This window comes from Kaistella rhinocerotis (genome assembly GCF_030243905.1).
Classification (GTDB): Bacteria; Bacteroidota; Bacteroidia; order Flavobacteriales; family Weeksellaceae; genus Kaistella; species Kaistella rhinocerotis.
Genome location: NZ_JASSYY010000001.1, coordinates 22821 through 39691 on the forward strand (window position 1 = coordinate 22821; position 16871 = coordinate 39691).

General features: G+C 43.5%; 17 protein-coding genes. 11 read left to right on the plus strand and 6 right to left on the minus strand.

Annotated elements, in window-relative coordinates; translation table 11 throughout:
- Positions 1-20: 20 nt before the first annotated feature.
- From QEP06_RS00090 to QEP06_RS00105, 4 genes are all read left to right on the plus strand, one after another.
- Positions 21-1166, plus strand: a complete 1146-nt coding sequence (locus QEP06_RS00090) for an inorganic phosphate transporter (protein WP_251833689.1) — start codon at positions 21-23, stop codon at positions 1164-1166.
- A 111-nt stretch (positions 1167-1277) separates the two neighbouring features.
- Complete coding sequence (locus tag QEP06_RS00095; protein ID WP_251833688.1) at positions 1278-2249, plus strand: polyprenyl synthetase family protein; 972 nt, start codon at positions 1278-1280, stop codon at positions 2247-2249.
- 31 nt (positions 2250-2280) lie between these two features.
- Complete coding sequence (locus tag QEP06_RS00100; RefSeq protein ID WP_285268547.1) at positions 2281-3231, plus strand: GSCFA domain-containing protein; 951 nt, start codon at positions 2281-2283, stop codon at positions 3229-3231.
- 107 nt (positions 3232-3338) lie between these two features.
- Positions 3339-4106: a TatD family hydrolase gene (locus QEP06_RS00105; RefSeq protein WP_285268548.1), complete on the plus strand. Its 768-nt coding sequence runs from the start codon at positions 3339-3341 to the stop codon at positions 4104-4106.
- 52 nt (positions 4107-4158) lie between these two features.
- Here the strand turns inward: QEP06_RS00105 and QEP06_RS00110 are convergent, their stop codons facing one another.
- The 5 genes from QEP06_RS00110 to hpt all read right to left on the minus strand — a co-directional run bounded on the left by QEP06_RS00110 (position 4159) and on the right by hpt (position 8425).
- Complete coding sequence (locus QEP06_RS00110; RefSeq protein ID WP_285268549.1) at positions 4159-5412, minus strand: DEAD/DEAH box helicase; 1254 nt, start codon at positions 5410-5412, stop codon at positions 4159-4161.
- Between the two features lie 210 nt (positions 5413-5622).
- On the minus strand, positions 5623-6108 hold the full coding sequence (locus QEP06_RS00115) for a DUF6438 domain-containing protein (RefSeq protein WP_285268550.1): 486 nt from the start codon (positions 6106-6108) through the stop codon (positions 5623-5625).
- Between the two features lie 84 nt (positions 6109-6192).
- A complete protein-coding gene (gene obgE, locus QEP06_RS00120; RefSeq protein WP_251833682.1) occupies positions 6193-7176 on the minus strand; it encodes a GTPase ObgE in 984 nt (327 codons plus the stop codon).
- Positions 7177-7238: 62 nt separating this feature from the next.
- On the minus strand, positions 7239-7817 hold the full coding sequence (locus tag QEP06_RS00125) for an adenylate kinase (protein WP_285268551.1): 579 nt from the start codon (positions 7815-7817) through the stop codon (positions 7239-7241).
- A gap of 53 nt (positions 7818-7870) precedes the next feature.
- The gene (gene hpt / locus QEP06_RS00130; protein WP_251833680.1) at positions 7871-8425 is read right to left on the minus strand and encodes a hypoxanthine phosphoribosyltransferase; all 555 of its coding nucleotides are present in this window, start codon (positions 8423-8425) and stop codon (positions 7871-7873) included.
- A gap of 173 nt (positions 8426-8598) precedes the next feature.
- Here hpt and QEP06_RS00135 point away from each other — a divergent pair, with 173 nt between their 5' ends.
- Positions 8599-9885, plus strand: coding sequence for an adenylosuccinate synthase (locus tag QEP06_RS00135; protein ID WP_251833679.1), 1287 nt, complete (start codon positions 8599-8601; stop codon positions 9883-9885).
- A 46-nt stretch (positions 9886-9931) separates the two neighbouring features.
- Here the strand turns inward: QEP06_RS00135 and QEP06_RS00140 are convergent, their stop codons facing one another.
- Positions 9932-10753: an N-acetylmuramidase domain-containing protein gene (locus QEP06_RS00140; protein ID WP_285268552.1), complete on the minus strand. Its 822-nt coding sequence runs from the start codon at positions 10751-10753 to the stop codon at positions 9932-9934.
- A gap of 346 nt (positions 10754-11099) precedes the next feature.
- Between QEP06_RS00140 and QEP06_RS00145 the strand changes: the two genes are divergently transcribed.
- The 6 genes from QEP06_RS00145 (at position 11100) to lepB (ending at position 16869) form a co-directional block, all read left to right on the plus strand.
- Positions 11100-11918, plus strand: a complete 819-nt coding sequence (locus QEP06_RS00145) for an energy transducer TonB (protein ID WP_285268553.1) — start codon at positions 11100-11102, stop codon at positions 11916-11918.
- 170 nt (positions 11919-12088) lie between these two features.
- Positions 12089-12868 carry a ParA family protein gene (locus QEP06_RS00150; RefSeq protein WP_285268554.1) on the plus strand — a complete coding sequence of 260 codons (780 nt, stop codon included), beginning with the start codon at positions 12089-12091 and terminating at the stop codon, positions 12866-12868.
- Positions 12869-12892: 24 nt separating this feature from the next.
- Positions 12893-13780 carry a ParB/RepB/Spo0J family partition protein gene (locus tag QEP06_RS00155; protein ID WP_285268555.1) on the plus strand — a complete coding sequence of 296 codons (888 nt, stop codon included), beginning with the start codon at positions 12893-12895 and terminating at the stop codon, positions 13778-13780.
- Between the two features lie 38 nt (positions 13781-13818).
- Complete coding sequence (locus tag QEP06_RS00160) at positions 13819-14409, plus strand: DUF5683 domain-containing protein (protein WP_251833674.1); 591 nt, start codon at positions 13819-13821, stop codon at positions 14407-14409.
- 8 nt (positions 14410-14417) lie between these two features.
- Positions 14418-15119 (plus strand): 4-hydroxy-tetrahydrodipicolinate reductase, encoded by a 702-nt coding sequence (gene dapB / locus QEP06_RS00165; RefSeq protein ID WP_285268556.1) that lies wholly within the window; start codon positions 14418-14420, stop codon positions 15117-15119.
- 97 nt (positions 15120-15216) lie between these two features.
- Positions 15217-16869, plus strand: a complete 1653-nt coding sequence (gene lepB / locus QEP06_RS00170) for a signal peptidase I (protein ID WP_285268557.1) — start codon at positions 15217-15219, stop codon at positions 16867-16869.
- The last annotated feature ends 2 nt before the right edge of the window (positions 16870-16871 follow it).

Here is a 16871-nt window from a genome sequence, read left to right on the forward strand (position 1 = left end):
CAATCTTTATATAGTGTAGAATGGATTTACCAGTATTATTAATAGTCATTATCGTCCTCGCGCTGATCTTTGACTATATCAACGGATTTCATGACGCGGCAAACTCTATCGCTACGATAGTTTCTACTAAGGTACTTACGCCGTTTCAGGCTGTACTTTGGGCTGCTGTATGGAATTTTGCCGCTTTTTTCGTCGCGATGTATATCATAGGCGAATTTAAAATCGGAAACACGATAGCAAAAACCGTCAATGAGGATTTCATCAATCTTGAAGTCATATTTTCCGGATTGATCGCGGCTATCGCCTGGAACCTGCTCACATGGTGGTTCGGAATTCCCTCATCATCATCACACACGCTCATTGGCGGATTTTTAGGAGCTGCTTTGATGCACGCTTTCGCGATGGATTATCACCAGGTAGTGCTCGCTCATCCAGATTTCACACTTTGGCAAAAAATAAAAGCGGCGCTTACCGAACTTATGACCCAGAATGTAGTGAAGCTAGAGAAAGTAATTCCTATTTTCCTTTTCATATTTATGGCACCGTTCATTGGGATGCTCGTTTCGATTGTGATTACGCTAATCATCGTTTTCTTCGCAAGGAACAGCAACCCGCGCAAGGCTGATGGACAGTTCAAGAAATGGCAGCTTGTTTCTTCAGCGCTGTTCAGTTTGGGTCACGGCCTGAATGACGCGCAAAAAGTAATGGGGATTATCGGTGCGGCTGTGATCTATTATCACGTAAGTATGATCGGCGGAACAGATGTATATGCTACGATGCCTTCTGCGGAGCGCTTCGCGCACTTTACCACCGACTATATGTGGGTACCGTTCGTATCCTTCCTTGCGATAGGTCTGGGAACTATGAGTGGTGGCTGGAAGATTGTGAAGACAATGGGGACGAAAATTACCAAAGTAACGCCGCTTGAAGGGGTAAGTGCTGAGTCTGCAGGGGCAATCACGCTGTTCCTTACCGACCATCTAGGAATTCCCGTTTCCACGACGCACACCATTACCGGTGCAATCATTGGGGTAGGGCTTACAAAAAGGGTTTCGGCAGTACGTTGGGGAATTACCGTGAGTCTGCTTTGGGCATGGATACTTACGATCCCGATTTCAGCGATTGTTGCAGGTGTCACCTATATGCTCGTAACTTATTTTACTTAAATTTTTTAAGGATTTTAATATCACTAAAACCACCGTCATGGTGGTTTTTTTGTGCCTTGGGAAGTCGAAAGCTTTTTTAAAATCGTATTTTTGTTCAAATACTATTTACCTATGCATTTTTTAGAAGAATATCAGGATATCGTCTCCAAAGCTATCGAGCGCTATACCTTCAAAGATAAGCCAGCGGAACTGTATGAACCGATGAATTATATCATTTCACACGGTGGCAAAAGATTGAGACCTATCATGGTGCTGATGGCCAATGATATGTTCGGTGGCGATATGAAGAAAGCCATAAAGCCCGCGCTCGCAATCGAGTTCTTTCACAATTTTACGCTGATTCACGATGATATCATGGACGAGGCACCCCTTCGACGAAATATGCCGACGATCCATACGCTGCACGGCATCAATACCGGCATCCTGTCGGGTGATGCACTGCTGATGAAGTCTTATAAGTTTTTCGAAGATCTGGAGCCGGAACTTTACAAAGCCTGCGTGCGCGTTTTCACGCATACCGGTTTGCTGCTCTGCGAAGGTCAGCAGTACGACATAAATTTCGAGACTTTGGGTGACGTGACTTTCAATGATTATATCCGGATGATTACGTACAAAACCGGTGTCTTAAGTGCGTCATCTTTTGAAATCGGAGCTTTGATCGCCGGAGCTGACTTCAAAGCGGCAAAAGCGATATTTAATTTTGGTAAAAACGTGGGGATCGCCTTCCAGATCATGGATGATTATCTTGATGTATTCGGTGACCAGGAGCAATTTGGTAAGAAACACGCCGGCGATATCTACGAAAACAAGAAAACCGTACTTTACCTTTTGGCAAGGGAGCACGGAACCGAAGAAGAGCGCAAAGAGCTTGATTTTTGGTATTCTAAAAAAACAGACAACGTCGATAAGGTATACAGTGTTGAGAAAATTTTCCGCCGCACGAAAGTAGACGAAAAAACATTGCTGCTGATCCAGAAATACAACGAAATCGCGCAGGGTTACCTGAACCAAATCGATGTTCCGGACGAAAAAAAGAAGCCGTTCATTGAACTGGCAAATTATCTTTTGCGTCGAGACAGCTAAATATTAGTTAAAATCAAAACTGTTAATTCTAATGAAATTTAGGACTGAAGTTGAATTACCGGTTTCAGAGGTGAAGATTGGCTTTGAAGACCGGCTCTTTTCGATGGGTTCATGTTTTGCGAGCGAGCTGTCTGCTTTGCTTTCAAAAGGTCAGCTTCAAACGCTGAACAATCCTTTCGGAACGCTTTTCAACCCGTTTTCGATAAATCAGGCCTTAAAAAAGCTTCACAAATCTGAGTTTTATACCGAAGAAGACCTGATAAAGTACAATGATGAGATCATCTCGCTCGATCACCACAGCGAGTTTAATTCGCGGTTTCTGCATCAGACATTAGATAAAATCAACAAAAATATCGAGGCCGGAAATCAGTTCCTGCAGTCTTCAAAATGGGTCATTATCACGTACGGAAGTTCATTTATTTACGAATTTCTGCCGAAGAATAAACTCGTCGCCAACTGTCATAAGATTCCGGCGAAACATTTCGAAAAAAGGTTGCTCACCCAAAACGAGATTTCAGAAAGCATTACGGAGACCATAAAAGTCCTGAAAGACATCTGCACACCGGGTGTGCAGCTACTTTTTACAGTCTCGCCGGTTCGGCACACCAAAGATGGCCTCATCGAAAATTTGCTGAGCAAATCGAAGGTCATCACCGCTCTGCACGAGGTGATTCCGCAGTTTGAGAACTGCCGTTATCTGCCGGTTTACGAGATAATGATAGATGATTTACGCGATTACCGCTTTTATAAAGAAGACCTAATTCATCCTAATTCGCAGGCGATACACTACATTTGGGAAAAGTTTGGAGTGGCCTATTTCGGTGAAGAAACCAGTGCTTTTGTGGACGAAAATTTTAAGATTGCCCAGGCATTAGCACATAAACCTTCCGATGATAAAAGCCCGAAACATCAGGAGTTTATGGAGAAAATCGAACAAAGAATCGCTGCGCAGCGCTCCAAAGTGAAGCATAAGATATTTTAGATTGATTTGGCAGCTTATCCGCCTTCCACTCCCGCTTTTTTGTTCCGCTTCGCTTCACAAAAAGAGCTCCGTTCAAGTCGGGCTGCATTTAAAACCATAAACAAATTATGATAGATACCCACACCCATCTATATTCCGATGAATTTTCAGATGACCGGCATGAAATGATTGAGAGGGCGCTCCACAAAGGCGTTTCAAAATTTTATCTTCCGGCCATAGATTCTACTACACATGAAAAAATGCTTGATCTGGAAAGCCAGTACCCGGAGCGCATGTTTGCGATGATGGGCCTTCATCCGTGCTCGGTTCAGCCCGAATCCTGGGAAAATGAACTGAAAACCGTGGAAAAATATCTGAACGAAAGGAGTTTTCCCGCTATTGGTGAGATCGGGATTGACCTCTATTGGGATAAATCAACCTTAGATATCCAGGTCAAAGCATTCGAAAAGCAGATCGATTGGGCCATTGAACGGGACCTGCCGATTGTGATCCATACCCGCGAAAGTTTTGATGAGGTTTTTGAGGTTCTCGAAAGAAAAAAACATCCGAAGCTTCGGGGAATCTTTCACTGCTTTTCCGGAAATCTGGAGCAGGCAGAACATGCCGTTGAAATAGGGTTTTTACTGGGGATTGGCGGCGTTGTAACATTTAAAAACGGAAAGATTGATCAGTTTTTGGACGAAATCCCATTGGATAAAATCGTCCTCGAAACCGATTCACCTTACCTCGCACCGGTTCCGCACCGCGGCAAGCGTAATGAAAGTTCTTACCTTGAGCTGGTGGCGGGCAAATTGGTTGATATCTATAAAGTAGATTTTGCGGAAATTGACCGCACTACCACCGAAAACGCTGAAAGACTGTTTGGCAAACAGTAACAAAATAACCGCGAATCTTTTCGCGGTTATTTTATTTTAAGCCCTAATTGTTTTATTTGTTTCTTGAGAAATTGCTCTTGTTCTTCGGTTTTTTGAAACCGATGTTTTCTTTTGTCTGCGGTTTTGCGCGCGGCGTGAAAGGTTTGTTGTTCGAATCGCGCTTTTCTACCACAAGATTATCGGTGTGGAAAGGATGGTCTTTTTCCACCGGAATTTTCTTCCCAATGAGTTTTTCCGTGCTTTTCAGGTTTAATAGGTCCAAACCGTCAACAAACGAGATTGAACTGCCGTCTGCACCCGCTCTGCCAGTTCTGCCAATTCGGTGAACATAAGTTTCAGATACGTCTGAAAGTTCAAAATTCACCACATATTTCAGTTCGTCAATATCAATCCCGCGTGCTGCAATATCTGTAGCGACCAAAATCCGTGTTTTGCCGGATTTGAAATTATTAAGTGCGTTCTGCCGCTGATTCTGGGATTTGTTACCGTGAATGGCTTCAGCGGAGATCTTATGCGACTGAAGTTTACGTGCTATTTTGTCGGCTCCGTGTTTCGTTCTCGAAAATACGAGTACTGAATCTGAAATGTCGTTTTTCAGGATGTGGGTCAGCAAGTCTAGCTTGTTTTCCTTTTCTACAAAATATACCTTTTGCTGTATGGTGTCGGCAGTTGCAGAAACCGGCGCAACTTCCACTTTTACGGGATTGGTAAGCATCGAATTGGCAAGTTTGCTGATCTCATCCGGAAAAGTAGCCGAGAAAAACAGGGTTTGTCTTTTCGGCGGTAAAAGTTTGATAATCCGCTTCACATCGTGTACGAAACCCATATCGAGCATACGGTCAGCTTCATCAAGAACGAAAATTTCAAGATGTTTTAGCGAGATGATGCCTTGTGAAATGAAATCGAGCAATCTTCCAGGAGTAGCTACCAGGATATCTACTCCGCGTTTTAGTGAAGTTTCCTGCGCGCCCTGCTTCACACCACCGAAAACCACGAGGTTTCTCAGGCGCAAATGTCGGCCGTACGCATTGAAACTATCCTCAATTTGGATGGCGAGCTCGCGCGTTGGCGTCAGAATTAAGGCTTTGATATTGTTGTTCCGAAGGTCTTTCTCGGTAAGGTTCTGCAAAATAGGGATTGCAAATGCGGCGGTTTTTCCGGTTCCGGTTTGTGCGGTTCCCAGGAGATCGCGACCCTGTAAAATGCTTGGGATTGCTTTCGCCTGAATGGGCGTCGGCTGCGTGTAACCTTCCTCCTGAAGCGCTTTGGCGATAGGATCAATAAGGTTTAAATCGTTGAAGTTCAAATGAATTGTTTTTTGATTAAATTAAAAATGACAGTGTCATTCTTTAAGTAATGAAGCGAGTGAATGAAAATGGAAACCGTGAAATTTCCAGGATACTGCGTGGCAGTTTTTTCATCAAGAATGACCCCGTTCATAAAAAATCCTTCCGCGCAGGAAGGAATTTTTCGTTTGGCAAAGATAAACTAAATAAATTTAGCAGGGAAACGCCTTTCAGTCAACTTTCGTCCAGGTTTGGGTTTTGCGCAGGCCTTCTACAAATTCATAAAACATCTGCAGTTTTTCGGTGCCGTGTTTTCCGTAATCTTCGATCTCTTTTGTGCTGCCGTCAGCAAAAGTAATTCTAAGTTTTGAAGTAGGGAGGTCGGTTACATTTTTGTTGCCGTAATAGGTTTTCAGCGTCTTCACATCAAGGTCGTCGAGCATTGAGATCATTTTTTGATAGTCAGTTGGTGTGATGGTGGCTGTGAAAATCCCTTCTTTTGGTCCGGAAAATTCGTCTTTTGAACGGCCTTCTGTAAATGTGAACCTTTCAGCATCAATCACCGCAGTGCGATCTGGATTCACAGTCATTTTATAAATCGGACAAAAACCAAAGCAAGCGCCGGCTTCATACTCAATTTTTGAATATTTAGAAGCATTACCGGCCGTGCAGGCCATTAGAAGTAAAGCGGAAAAAAGGGCTGCTATTAATTTCATTTTTAAATTTTTCAAAAGCCATCTCAACTACTATTCCAAAAAAAACCGGAACTGAGTCCGGCCTGTGTTTTTATCTGAATTGGTTTATCCGTGCAGTTTCTTCCAGATTGCATCTTTAAGTTCCATCAAGCCTTCCTGCGTAACCGCTGAAAAGAAGATTGGCTGGCGGTTTTCAGGGAATTTACCTGAAATTTCCTTCTTTAATTCTTCATCCAGCATATCTGCTTTAGAGACCGAAACAATGAAATCTTTATCTAAAAGCTCGGGATTGAATTTTTTAAGTTCATTCTCGAGAATCTCAAATTCTTTCAAATAATCTTCAGCATCCGCCGGAATAAGGAAAAGTAAAATAGAATTACGTTCGATATGTCTCAAAAAACGGTGTCCCAAGCCTTTACCTTCCGCCGCACCTTCGATGATGCCAGGAATATCGGCCATTACGAAAGATTTGTAATTCCGGTAATCTACGATCCCGAGATTCGGTGTAAGCGTGGTGAAGGCGTAATCTGCAATTTTAGGCTTCGCTGCGGAAACCGCTGCCAACAAAGTAGATTTTCCGGCATTCGGAAAGCCGACAAGACCAACGTCTGCCAATAATTTAAGCTCAAAAGTGATATAACCTTCCTCACCGGGCAACCCTGGCTGCGCATAGCGCGGCGTCTGATTGGTTGCTGACTTAAAATGTTCATTACCTAAACCGCCTTTTCCGCCGTGCATCAGGATGATTTCCTGGCCGTCTTCCAGGATTTCAGCGATTACTTCACCGTCTTCATTTTTCGCGATGGTGCCAATGGGAACTTCGATATAAACATCTTCGCCGTACGCGCCGGTAAGCTGGTTTTTGGAGCCGTTTTGCCCACGTTCAGCTTTGATGTGACGTGTAAAACGCAGTGGCAGCAGCGTCCATTCGTGCGCGTTACCTTTCATGATCACGTGGCCGCCGCGCCCGCCGTCGCCACCATCGGGACCGCCTTTGGGAATATATTTTTCACGGCGAAGGTGCGCTGAGCCTGCACCGCCATGGCCACTTTTGCAGTGGATCTTTACGTAATCTACGAAATTTGACATTTATATCTGATATTTTTTGAATTTGAAGAATGTTCTGCTATGAAGCTAAAGACAGTCTCAAATTATTTTACTTTGTCTACTTCGGCAAAAAGTTTGGCCGAAATTTCATCTATCTCTCCCACGCCATTTACCTCTACATATTTACCCTGCTGCTTGTACAGTTCTGCTACTTCGGCTGTTTTCAGGTAATATTCTTTGATGCGGTTCCGAATAATTGCCTCGTTAGAATCGTCAGTCCGGCCGCTTGTTTCACCTCTTTTCAGAAGTCTCTGCACCAGCACTTCATCATCTACAACCAGGGAAAGGCAAACTGTAATGTCTGCATCCAAATGGTCTTTTACGATTTTTTCCAGTGCTTCCGTTTGATTCGTGGTGCGCGGATAACCATCAAAAATAAAACCTTCGGTATCTGTGGTTTTTCTTAATTCTTCAATCAGCATATCCGTGGTCACCTGGTCCGGAACTAAATGTCCCTGGTCGATATAGGATTTGGCCATTTTGCCAAGTTCAGTTTCATTTTTCATATTGAAACGGAAGAGGTCGCCTGTTGAAATCTGTTTTAGCTTATATTTTTCTATCAGATGCTGCGCCTGTGTGCCTTTGCCGCTACCCGGAGGACCGAAGAGAACGATGTTTATCATTATTATTTATTGAAAATTTGACATTTTTATGTGTGGCCTTGAATTGACGTTAATTATTCATTTATTCTGCCTTCTTCAAGCTGATACAGGTCTTTAAGGTTGCGGCCCAGTTCATCATAATCCAAGCCGTAACCGAGAACAAATTTGTTTGGGATTTCCTTTCCGATGTAATCCAGCTTAAAATCTTTCTTATACACATCAGGCTTAAGCAGAAATGAAGCCAGTTTTACAGATTTTGGGCGTTGCGTCTCCGTAAAATATTTAAAAAGGCTTTCCACCGTATTTCCTGTATCCACGATGTCTTCAACCAAAATAATGTGACGGTCTTTGATGTCTTTGGTAAGTTCCATTTTCTGGTACACTATTCCCGTAGATTGCGTGCCGGCATAAGAACTCATCTGTATGAAGGCGATCTCGCATTTGCCGGGATAATGCTTCAGCAGGTCTGAAAAAAACATGATCACGCCATTCAGCACGCCTACGAAAATAGGTGTTTCGTCCTTGTAATCTTCATAGATTTTTTGGGCGGTGGCTTTTACTATTTCCTGTATTTCTGCATCCCGCAGGTAAGGGATAAAGGTTTTGTCGTGAATTTGAATTGATTCCATAGGTTTTTTTCCAAAGCGCAAATTTAGGCATTTTTTAAGGAATTTTTTTTCTAAAGATTTTGTGGTCTAATCTTGAGATTACTCAATTTCATAACTATAAAATCCTCCTTATTCTTTGCCTGCCTTTTTTTAATAATCTATTTTTGCACAAACCAATATTAAACCAATATTTTATGTCAACATACGTGGTGGTGGGTCTGCAGTACGGCGATGAAGGTAAGGGCAAGATAACCGATGTCCTTTCAGCTAAATCTGATTATGTGGTACGCTTTCAGGGCGGCGATAACGCCGGCCATACCGTTTACGCGGGAGAAGAGAAGTTTGTTTTGCACCTTTTGCCGTCGGGCGTTTTGCAATGCAGGGGCAAATGTATCATCGCAAATGGTGTGGTGGTGAACCCTAAAGCTTTCCTGAAAGAAATTGGTCAGATCGAAGAAAAAGGTCTTAAAACAGACCACGTTTTCATAAGCCGCCGCGCGCATGTCATCATGCCCTACCATATTTTACTCGACACGTACCGTGAGGAAGAGGCGGGCGGAACCCACATCGGAACCACGAAAAAAGGCATCGGACCGTGCTATGAAGACAAAATCGCGCGGGTGGGCATCCGTATGATCGATCTGCTGAATCCGGAGGTCTTAGCTGAAAAAATCCAGAAAAATTTAAAGATAAAAAATTCGCTCTTCGAGAAATATTTTGAGAAGCCAGCACTGGAGTTTGATGAAATTTATAACGAATTCCTGCAGCTTGGTGAGAAACTTCGGGACCGAATTGTGGATACGGAAGTGGAGCTGAACGAGGCGATTCGTGATAACAAAAATATTTTGTTCGAAGGTGCGCAGGCTGCCATGCTCGATATCGATTTCGGAACCTATCCGTTCGTTACGTCATCTTCTCCTACCACCGGCGGTGTATGTTCAGGCGCCGGCGTTCCACCGACAAGTCTGCAAAATCTCATCGGCGTAGCCAAAGCTTACACCACGCGTGTCGGCGAAGGTCCTTTCCCCACGGAGCTTGATAACGAATTGGGCGAAAAGATCAGAAAAATTGGTTTTGAATTTGGAGCTACCACCGGAAGACCGCGCAGAACGGGTTGGCTGGATTTGGTTTCGCTGAAACACGCCACGATGATCAACGGGATCAATAATTTAGTAATTACAAAACTGGATGTGCTTTCAGGGATTTCTCCGCTTAAAATCGCGACGAAATACCGCACGGAAGACGGCAAGATCATCGATTATTTCACATCATCTACAACCAAACTTTACAATTACGAGCCTATTTATGAAGAACTTGAAGGTTGGGACGAGGACATCACGCATGCACGAAGCTATGACGAATTGCCGCTAAACGCGAAAAAGTATATCGAGTTTATTGAGCACCATCTCGGGATCAATGTTTATCTGGTTTCGGTAGGGCCGGAAAGAAGCCAGAACATCATCAGGAAAGAATTATTCTAAAAATATAAAGCTGCGGATTCCGCAGCTTTTTTTCATTATAATCGGTTTACGAATATTTCTCGTACGCTTTCCGCAATTTTTCGTCGTATTTGTTCTGCTTATAGGCCGGACCGTTATATTTCTTCGCAACATTCGCCCAGTTCTTGTTGCGGAGATCGGTCATGATATTGTTGATCTCCAAAAATTTGCCGAAAGCTTTCAGATGTTCACGTTCATGGATGTGCATTCGGTCTACAAAATCCTGCACAGATGCGTATCCCAGGCTTTTCGCATGAAATCCCATGATCTGGAAACTGCCCCACGAACATGAAGCCAGCGCGGCCTCTTTCACTTTGGGATCGCTGCTGATGGCGATCGCTTCATCAAGTCGGTCATATTCTTTCGCGCCGCCCAGGTAGAAGGCTTTGGTCCATTTTTCATAAAGCACGTTTCTATTTGAACTGGTCAGCATTTTTTCCGGTTTCAAGGCTCTTTTCTTAAGTTGTTGCCAGAAAATATGCCCTTCGAAAAGGATTTTTGGTTTGCCGTTTATCAAAAAACCCTTTCCGCAACTTTCCACCTCGTTTACGGCTTTCACCGCGGCGAGTTCAAGATTAAAACTTTTAGCAAAATCTTTCAGATCCTGCTCGCTGAGGAAAAGATCGTTCGTCTTGAAGATCTTACTGCTCTTATCCAGCAGTACTTGCCAGGTTTTCATACCTACCACGCCATCTACAACAAGCGCGTTTTTTTTCTGGAAATCTTTCACGGCTGCATCCACCTCAGTCGTAAAAGAATCTGAAATCATGATGGGGTAACCTAATTTACTGAGCATCTCACACAGCGTGAAAACCGCTGCGTTTTTCGATTTTAGTTTAAGTGTGTTCATGGTATTGTGTTTAGTTTTACAAATGCAGTGCTTGAACAGGAAAAAGAAGTGGGGATTTGTCTTTTAATTCTGGAAAAATATAAATTTTTATGATCAAAATTATGAAATTAATTAGTTGATTTGTTCTAAATGTGTCATTTTATTAGTGACATTCAGTGGTTTATATAAATCATACAATCTGAAGCATTTACTTTAGTTCTGATATGTATTATGAGGTAAATAACGGTTTTTTAATATTGATGTAAATGTGGTAGTAAAATTGCTTTAATTTTATTGATGATATACCAATTATTTTAGATTGGTATTGATATCGAAAACGTTAGTTAACCTTTAAATTTTTAATGTTATGAAAAATCATTCAACCTTCGCACAGGAAGACCGGCTTACAGAGCTGCTTTTCGAAAACCGAAATAAAAATTACGGTGCCTACACATTACGGAAAGAACACGGAGCTGTGCAGCAGAAAGCGATGTTCATCGGCATTGCAATATTTGCCACTATAAGCCTGACTCCGCTTGTGATCAATTCCTTTATGCACAAAGATGTAAATGTAACTTCGGATAAAGGCGGATTTGATTTAACGCCAATAGATGAAGTTCCGGAAGTTCAACCTCCCGTAGAAATAGTGAAACCGCCCGCAGAGACGCAGGTCTCCACTGTGAAAATCGAGGTTCCGACACCCACGAAAAACCCACCGGTGGAAACGCCACCGCCTTCAGTTAGCGAAATCAACAACACCAATATTGGTCTCGATAATGTGAAGGGCGAAGATAATGTCACGAGCTATCTGCCACCGGTAACTGCGCCGAATGTTGGAGTCGCTCCCCTTGCGCCTGTGGCACCGGTTTCAAACGAACCTGCGACAGTTGTTGACGTTGAGGCGGGTTTCGCAGGCGGAATCAATTCTTTCAGAACTAAAGTGGTGCAAAACTTCAATGCAGACAAATTTGATGGCAGCGGTGACCTGATGCGGACTACGGTGACTTTCATCGTAGAGAAAGACGGAACCATCTCAAACATAAAAGCGAATGGTAAGGATGCCGCCTTCAATGCCGAAGCCGAAAAAACCATTAAAAAAATCAAGGGGAATTGGACGCCGGCAAAACTGAACGGTCAAAATGTTCGCAGCTATTTCAAGTTCCCGATCAGTATGCAGTTTGAATAATCGGGCAAATAACTAATCAATCTCACCTTATCCACAAAAACCCGCTTTTTGTGGATAATTTTTTTATTGTCTAAAATATTCATATTCAGTGAGGTGTGTACAATCTGAAAATGCATGTAGCTTTGAAAAGTGAGAAAAAAGTGTACTTTTGAGGATTAAATTTTAAAAGAATGGCTAAAATAATCGGCGTTGCAAATCAGAAGGGTGGAGTGGGTAAAACTACTACGGCCGTCAATTTGGCTGCTGCACTTGGAGTGTTGGAAAAAAAAATCTTGCTAATTGACGCGGATCCGCAGGCCAATGCAACTTCCGGTTTAGGGATTGACGAAGCGGGAAATTCCACTTACGATTTGCTTGAACACAGCGCCGATGCACGCAGCTGCGTACAGAAAACCGCATCGCCAAATCTGGATATCATACCGTCACATATCGACCTTGTAGCTGCCGAAATAGAGCTTGTAGACCGCGAAAACCGCGAATACATGCTGAAAAACGCGCTAAAAGACATTCGTGATGACTATGATTTTATCATTATTGACTGTGCGCCAAGTTTAGGGCTGATTACAATTAATGCGCTTACTGCGGCGGATGCTGTCATCATTCCGATTCAATGCGAGTATTTTGCACTTGAAGGTTTGGGTAAATTATTAAATACCATTAAAAACGTACAGAAAATCCATAACAAAGATCTCGATATCGAAGGTTTGCTGCTTACAATGTACGATTCGCGCCTTCGCCTTTCAAACCAGGTTGTAGAAGAGGTGAACGCACACTTCCCGGAAATGGTTTTCGAAACGGTGATCAGCCGCAATGTACGCCTCAGCGAAGCACCGAGTTTCGGGGAAAGTATCCTGAATTATGATGCCGAAAGCAAAGGCGCCATCCAATATTTGCAGCTGGCTGAAGAAGTACTGCTGAAAAATGATAACTTAGTAGATGCAAAAGCCTGATAAAAAGTTGTTTTTATAAAACATATGAGAGACAAGAAAAGAGCGATGGGGCGCGGACTAGGCGCGATATTGAGTGCTGAATCAAAGGCAAGTGTGAATTCGGCAACAGACGCGGGCGCTGATAAATTCGTAGGCAATATTGTGGAGGTTCCGCTGGAGGATATTTACCCGAATGCTACACAGCCACGTACCTATTTCGATGAAAAAGCACTGCAGGAATTAGCTGAGTCTATCAAAAGCTTGGGCATCATTCAGCCGGTGACATTGCGCAAAGATGGCGACCGCTTCGAGATTATTTCAGGTGAACGGAGATTCCGCGCGAGTAAGATTGCCGGTTTGGAGACCATTCCGGCATATATCCGTTTGGTGAATGATCAGGAGCTGCTCGAAATGGCTTTGGTTGAAAATATTCAGCGTGAAGACCTAGATGCGATCGAGATTGCGCTTACTTATCAGAGGCTTTTAGATGAGATCGGCATGACACAGGAAAACCTGAGTCAGCGTGTTGGTAAAGAACGGAGTTCCATTACGAATTCTATCCGTTTGTTGCGATTGAGTCCCGAGATTCAGGATGCGATTCGGGGTGGTGAGATCTCCGCAGGACATGGCCGCGCGATCATTAGTTTAGACGAGCCAGCGAAGCAAAATGAGCTTTTTCAAAAAATAGTCGATCAGAAACTCAGCGTAAGACAGGCTGAACAGGAATCTGCCAAACTTAAGAACAATGCCACCGCTGCGGTGAGACAAAAGGCTGCGCTTCCAAATAATTTCAAGAAAGCCGAGAAAAACCTGGCCGATATTCTGGAAGTGAAAGTGGAGATCAAAGCTTCCGCGAACGGAAAAAAAGGCAAGATCGTCCTCGATTTCAAGAATGAGCAGGAACTAGAAAACATCCTTTCCCATTTCAGATGATGTACAAATTTTTCGTGCTTTCATTTCTAATTTGCAGCATGCAAATCTTCGCGCAGATAAGTCCGAAAGACACCATTCGCGTTGAAAATTATCCGCGCGATTCCGTTTCTGCCACGACGCCTAAATCTGAGATTGAAGTATATGCCGATATTGAGGAATCTAATGCGCCTGTTGCAGTTCAAAAATTTAATCCCACAAAAGCAGGACTTTATTCCGCGGTACTGCCGGGTTTAGGACAATATTACAACCGAAAGTACTGGAAGATTCCGATTGTTTGGGGCGGAATAGGCACAGGAATCGGCATTACGCTGTGGAACCAGAAACAATATAACCGTTATCGCGATGCATTTGTAGCACAATTGAACGGGCAGACGCACGAGTTTTCCGATATTCCGGGCATCACGGCGGAGGCCTTGGGACGCACGCAGGATAGGGCACGGCGGCAGCGCGATTATGCAATCGCCGTCACGGCACTGGTTTATGTGCTGAATATTGTAGATGCGGTGGTAGATGCGCATCTTTACGAAGGCCGAAAAGATCCGGATCTGGCTTTAAATCCAACCTTTATTTTCGATGAATTCAGCTCGGATAATTCAAAAGCAGGACTGAGTTTTACGTATAAATTCTAAAATTAAAAATGAAAATAGCACTTGTAGGTTACGGCAAAATGGGCAAAATAATCGATGGTATCGCCACATCGCGCGGCCACGAAATTGTGTCGCGGCTCAATGAAACGCCTACTTCAGAAAACCTGAATGATCCGGATGTTGTAATTGAGTTTTCGAACCCTGAAGTTGCTTTTCAAAACATAAAAACCTGTCTGGAGCAAAGTATTCCGGTAATTTGCGGAACAACCGGATGGTTAACTCAAAAGCCCGAAGTGGAGCGGATAGCGGCCGCAAACAATACTTCATTCCTCTATGGTTCCAATTTCAGCCTTGGCGTAAACCTGTTTTTTGCATTGAATGAAAAGCTGGCTGACCTGATGAAAAACTTCAGTGAGTACAATGTCCAGCTTGAAGAGATTCACCACACGCACAAGAAAGATGCACCGAGTGGCACCGCGATTTCTTTGGCTGAAGGTATCATTAAAAATAACCCAAACTTTTCGGCCTGGAAACTTGAAGAAACCGCGGAGGACCAGCTGGGGATCTTTGCCATTCGCGAAGATGAGGTGCCGGGTACGCACAGCGTTTTTTACCGAAGTGATGTTGATGAAATCGAAATAAAACATACTGCCTTCAGCCGTGACGGTTTTGCGCTTGGAGCCGTAATCGCCGCAGAATGGATTCAGGGAAAAACGGGAAATTTCACCATGAACGATGTGCTTTTCGGGTAAAATAGGCTTCTGTACCACCACATTCCCGGATTTCATGTAACAAAAGGCCATCTTTGCAGCACTAATTCGCAACTTCAGCCTGCTAAAACTCTTAATTATGAATTATTTTCTTACCTACGCGGTCTATGTCCTCATCTTATCAGTATTGATGGGAATTTCTACGTGGAAACTATTTAAAAAAATGGGTTACAATCCGCTTTTTGCGTTTGTACCTTTCTATAATTATTTCATTATTCAAAAAGAAACCGGTCACCCGAAATGGTGGGTTGCCATCGCGTATCTACCGATTGTCGGCCCGATCATGATGACGGTTTTCCATCTTTTTTTAATGAAACACTTTGGCAAAAGCAGTTTCAGCCAACAGTTGCTGACGGTTATTTTGCCTTTCCTCTATATGGCCTTCGTTAACTATTCTAAAGATGCCGAAGTTCATAAGGAAGACGAATTATATCTAACGGAAGAAGAAAAACAGGGCAAAAAGAAAGAATCGTTTGTAGGTTCGATCACTTTTGCAGTGGTTTTTGCGACAATAGTTCACGTTTTTGTGACGCAGCCTTTCGGCATCCCGACAGGATCGATGGAAAGAACACTTCTGGTGGGCGACTTCCTGTTTGTGAATAAATGGACTTACGGTTTCAGAATGCCGATGCGTCCAGTAGCGATTCCTTTCCTGCAGGGAACGATAATGGATACCGGCGAAAAAGGCAATCCAAAAGATGATCCTAAATCTTATGTTGAGGGCATCAAACTTCCTTATGAGCGCATTTTCCAGTTTAAAAAACCACAGAAAAACGACATCGTAGTTTTCAACTATCCACAAGATTCGGTGCATAAGGCCATCGACAGAATGGATCCATATGTAAAACGTTGTGTGGCGGTTGCGGGTGACATAATCGAGATGCGCGCGGGCAGACTGTTTGTGAATGGTAAACCAGAGACAATTCTTGGTGACCAGCAAAAGCAACACAAATTCATCGCCGTGACCGGCAGTCAACTCGATATTCCGTCGCTTTACAGACAATACGGTTTTCTGCCGGTGCAGGAAATTCAGACGCAGACCGGTTTTATGTACGATTTTCAGGGACTGACGGATCAGACCGCGCGTGAAATCAAGGCTTTGCCACAAATCATAGAACTGCGGGAACATATTTGGCCAAAAGATTCTGCGGCGGTGGCTTACAAAGTAAACTCGACGCGTGATGCTTACACGAAGAATATTGACACTACACAATCCATCTTTCCGGTAAATAAAAAATGGAATCAGGATTGGTATGGCCCATTGAAAATCCCGAAAAAAGGCGATGTGGTAACTTTAAACCAGGAAACTTTGCCCGAGTATCAGTGGATTATATCAGAATATGAACACAATAAACTTGAAAACCGCAACGGTAAAATTTTCATCAATGGAAAGGAAACCACGCAGTACACCATTCAGCAGGATTATTATATGATGATTGGTGACAACCGCGATGCATCGCTGGATGCGCGTTTCTTTGGTTTTGTGCCGGAAGAGAATATCGTGGGAAGCCCGATGTTCACGTGGCTGAGCGTGGAAGGACTTTTCGCGGACAAGAGTTCAAGCTACCAGCCTGAAGGCAGGAAAGTGCGTTGGGACCGAATGTTTAAGGCAACAAACACCGGTGAGGCCCACAAAACCTCGTATTGGTGGGTTGCAGCCTTGATACTGATTCTCTTTTTCGGTTGGGATTACATTGCACGTTTATTTAAGAAAAAACCAAAAGAAGACTAATT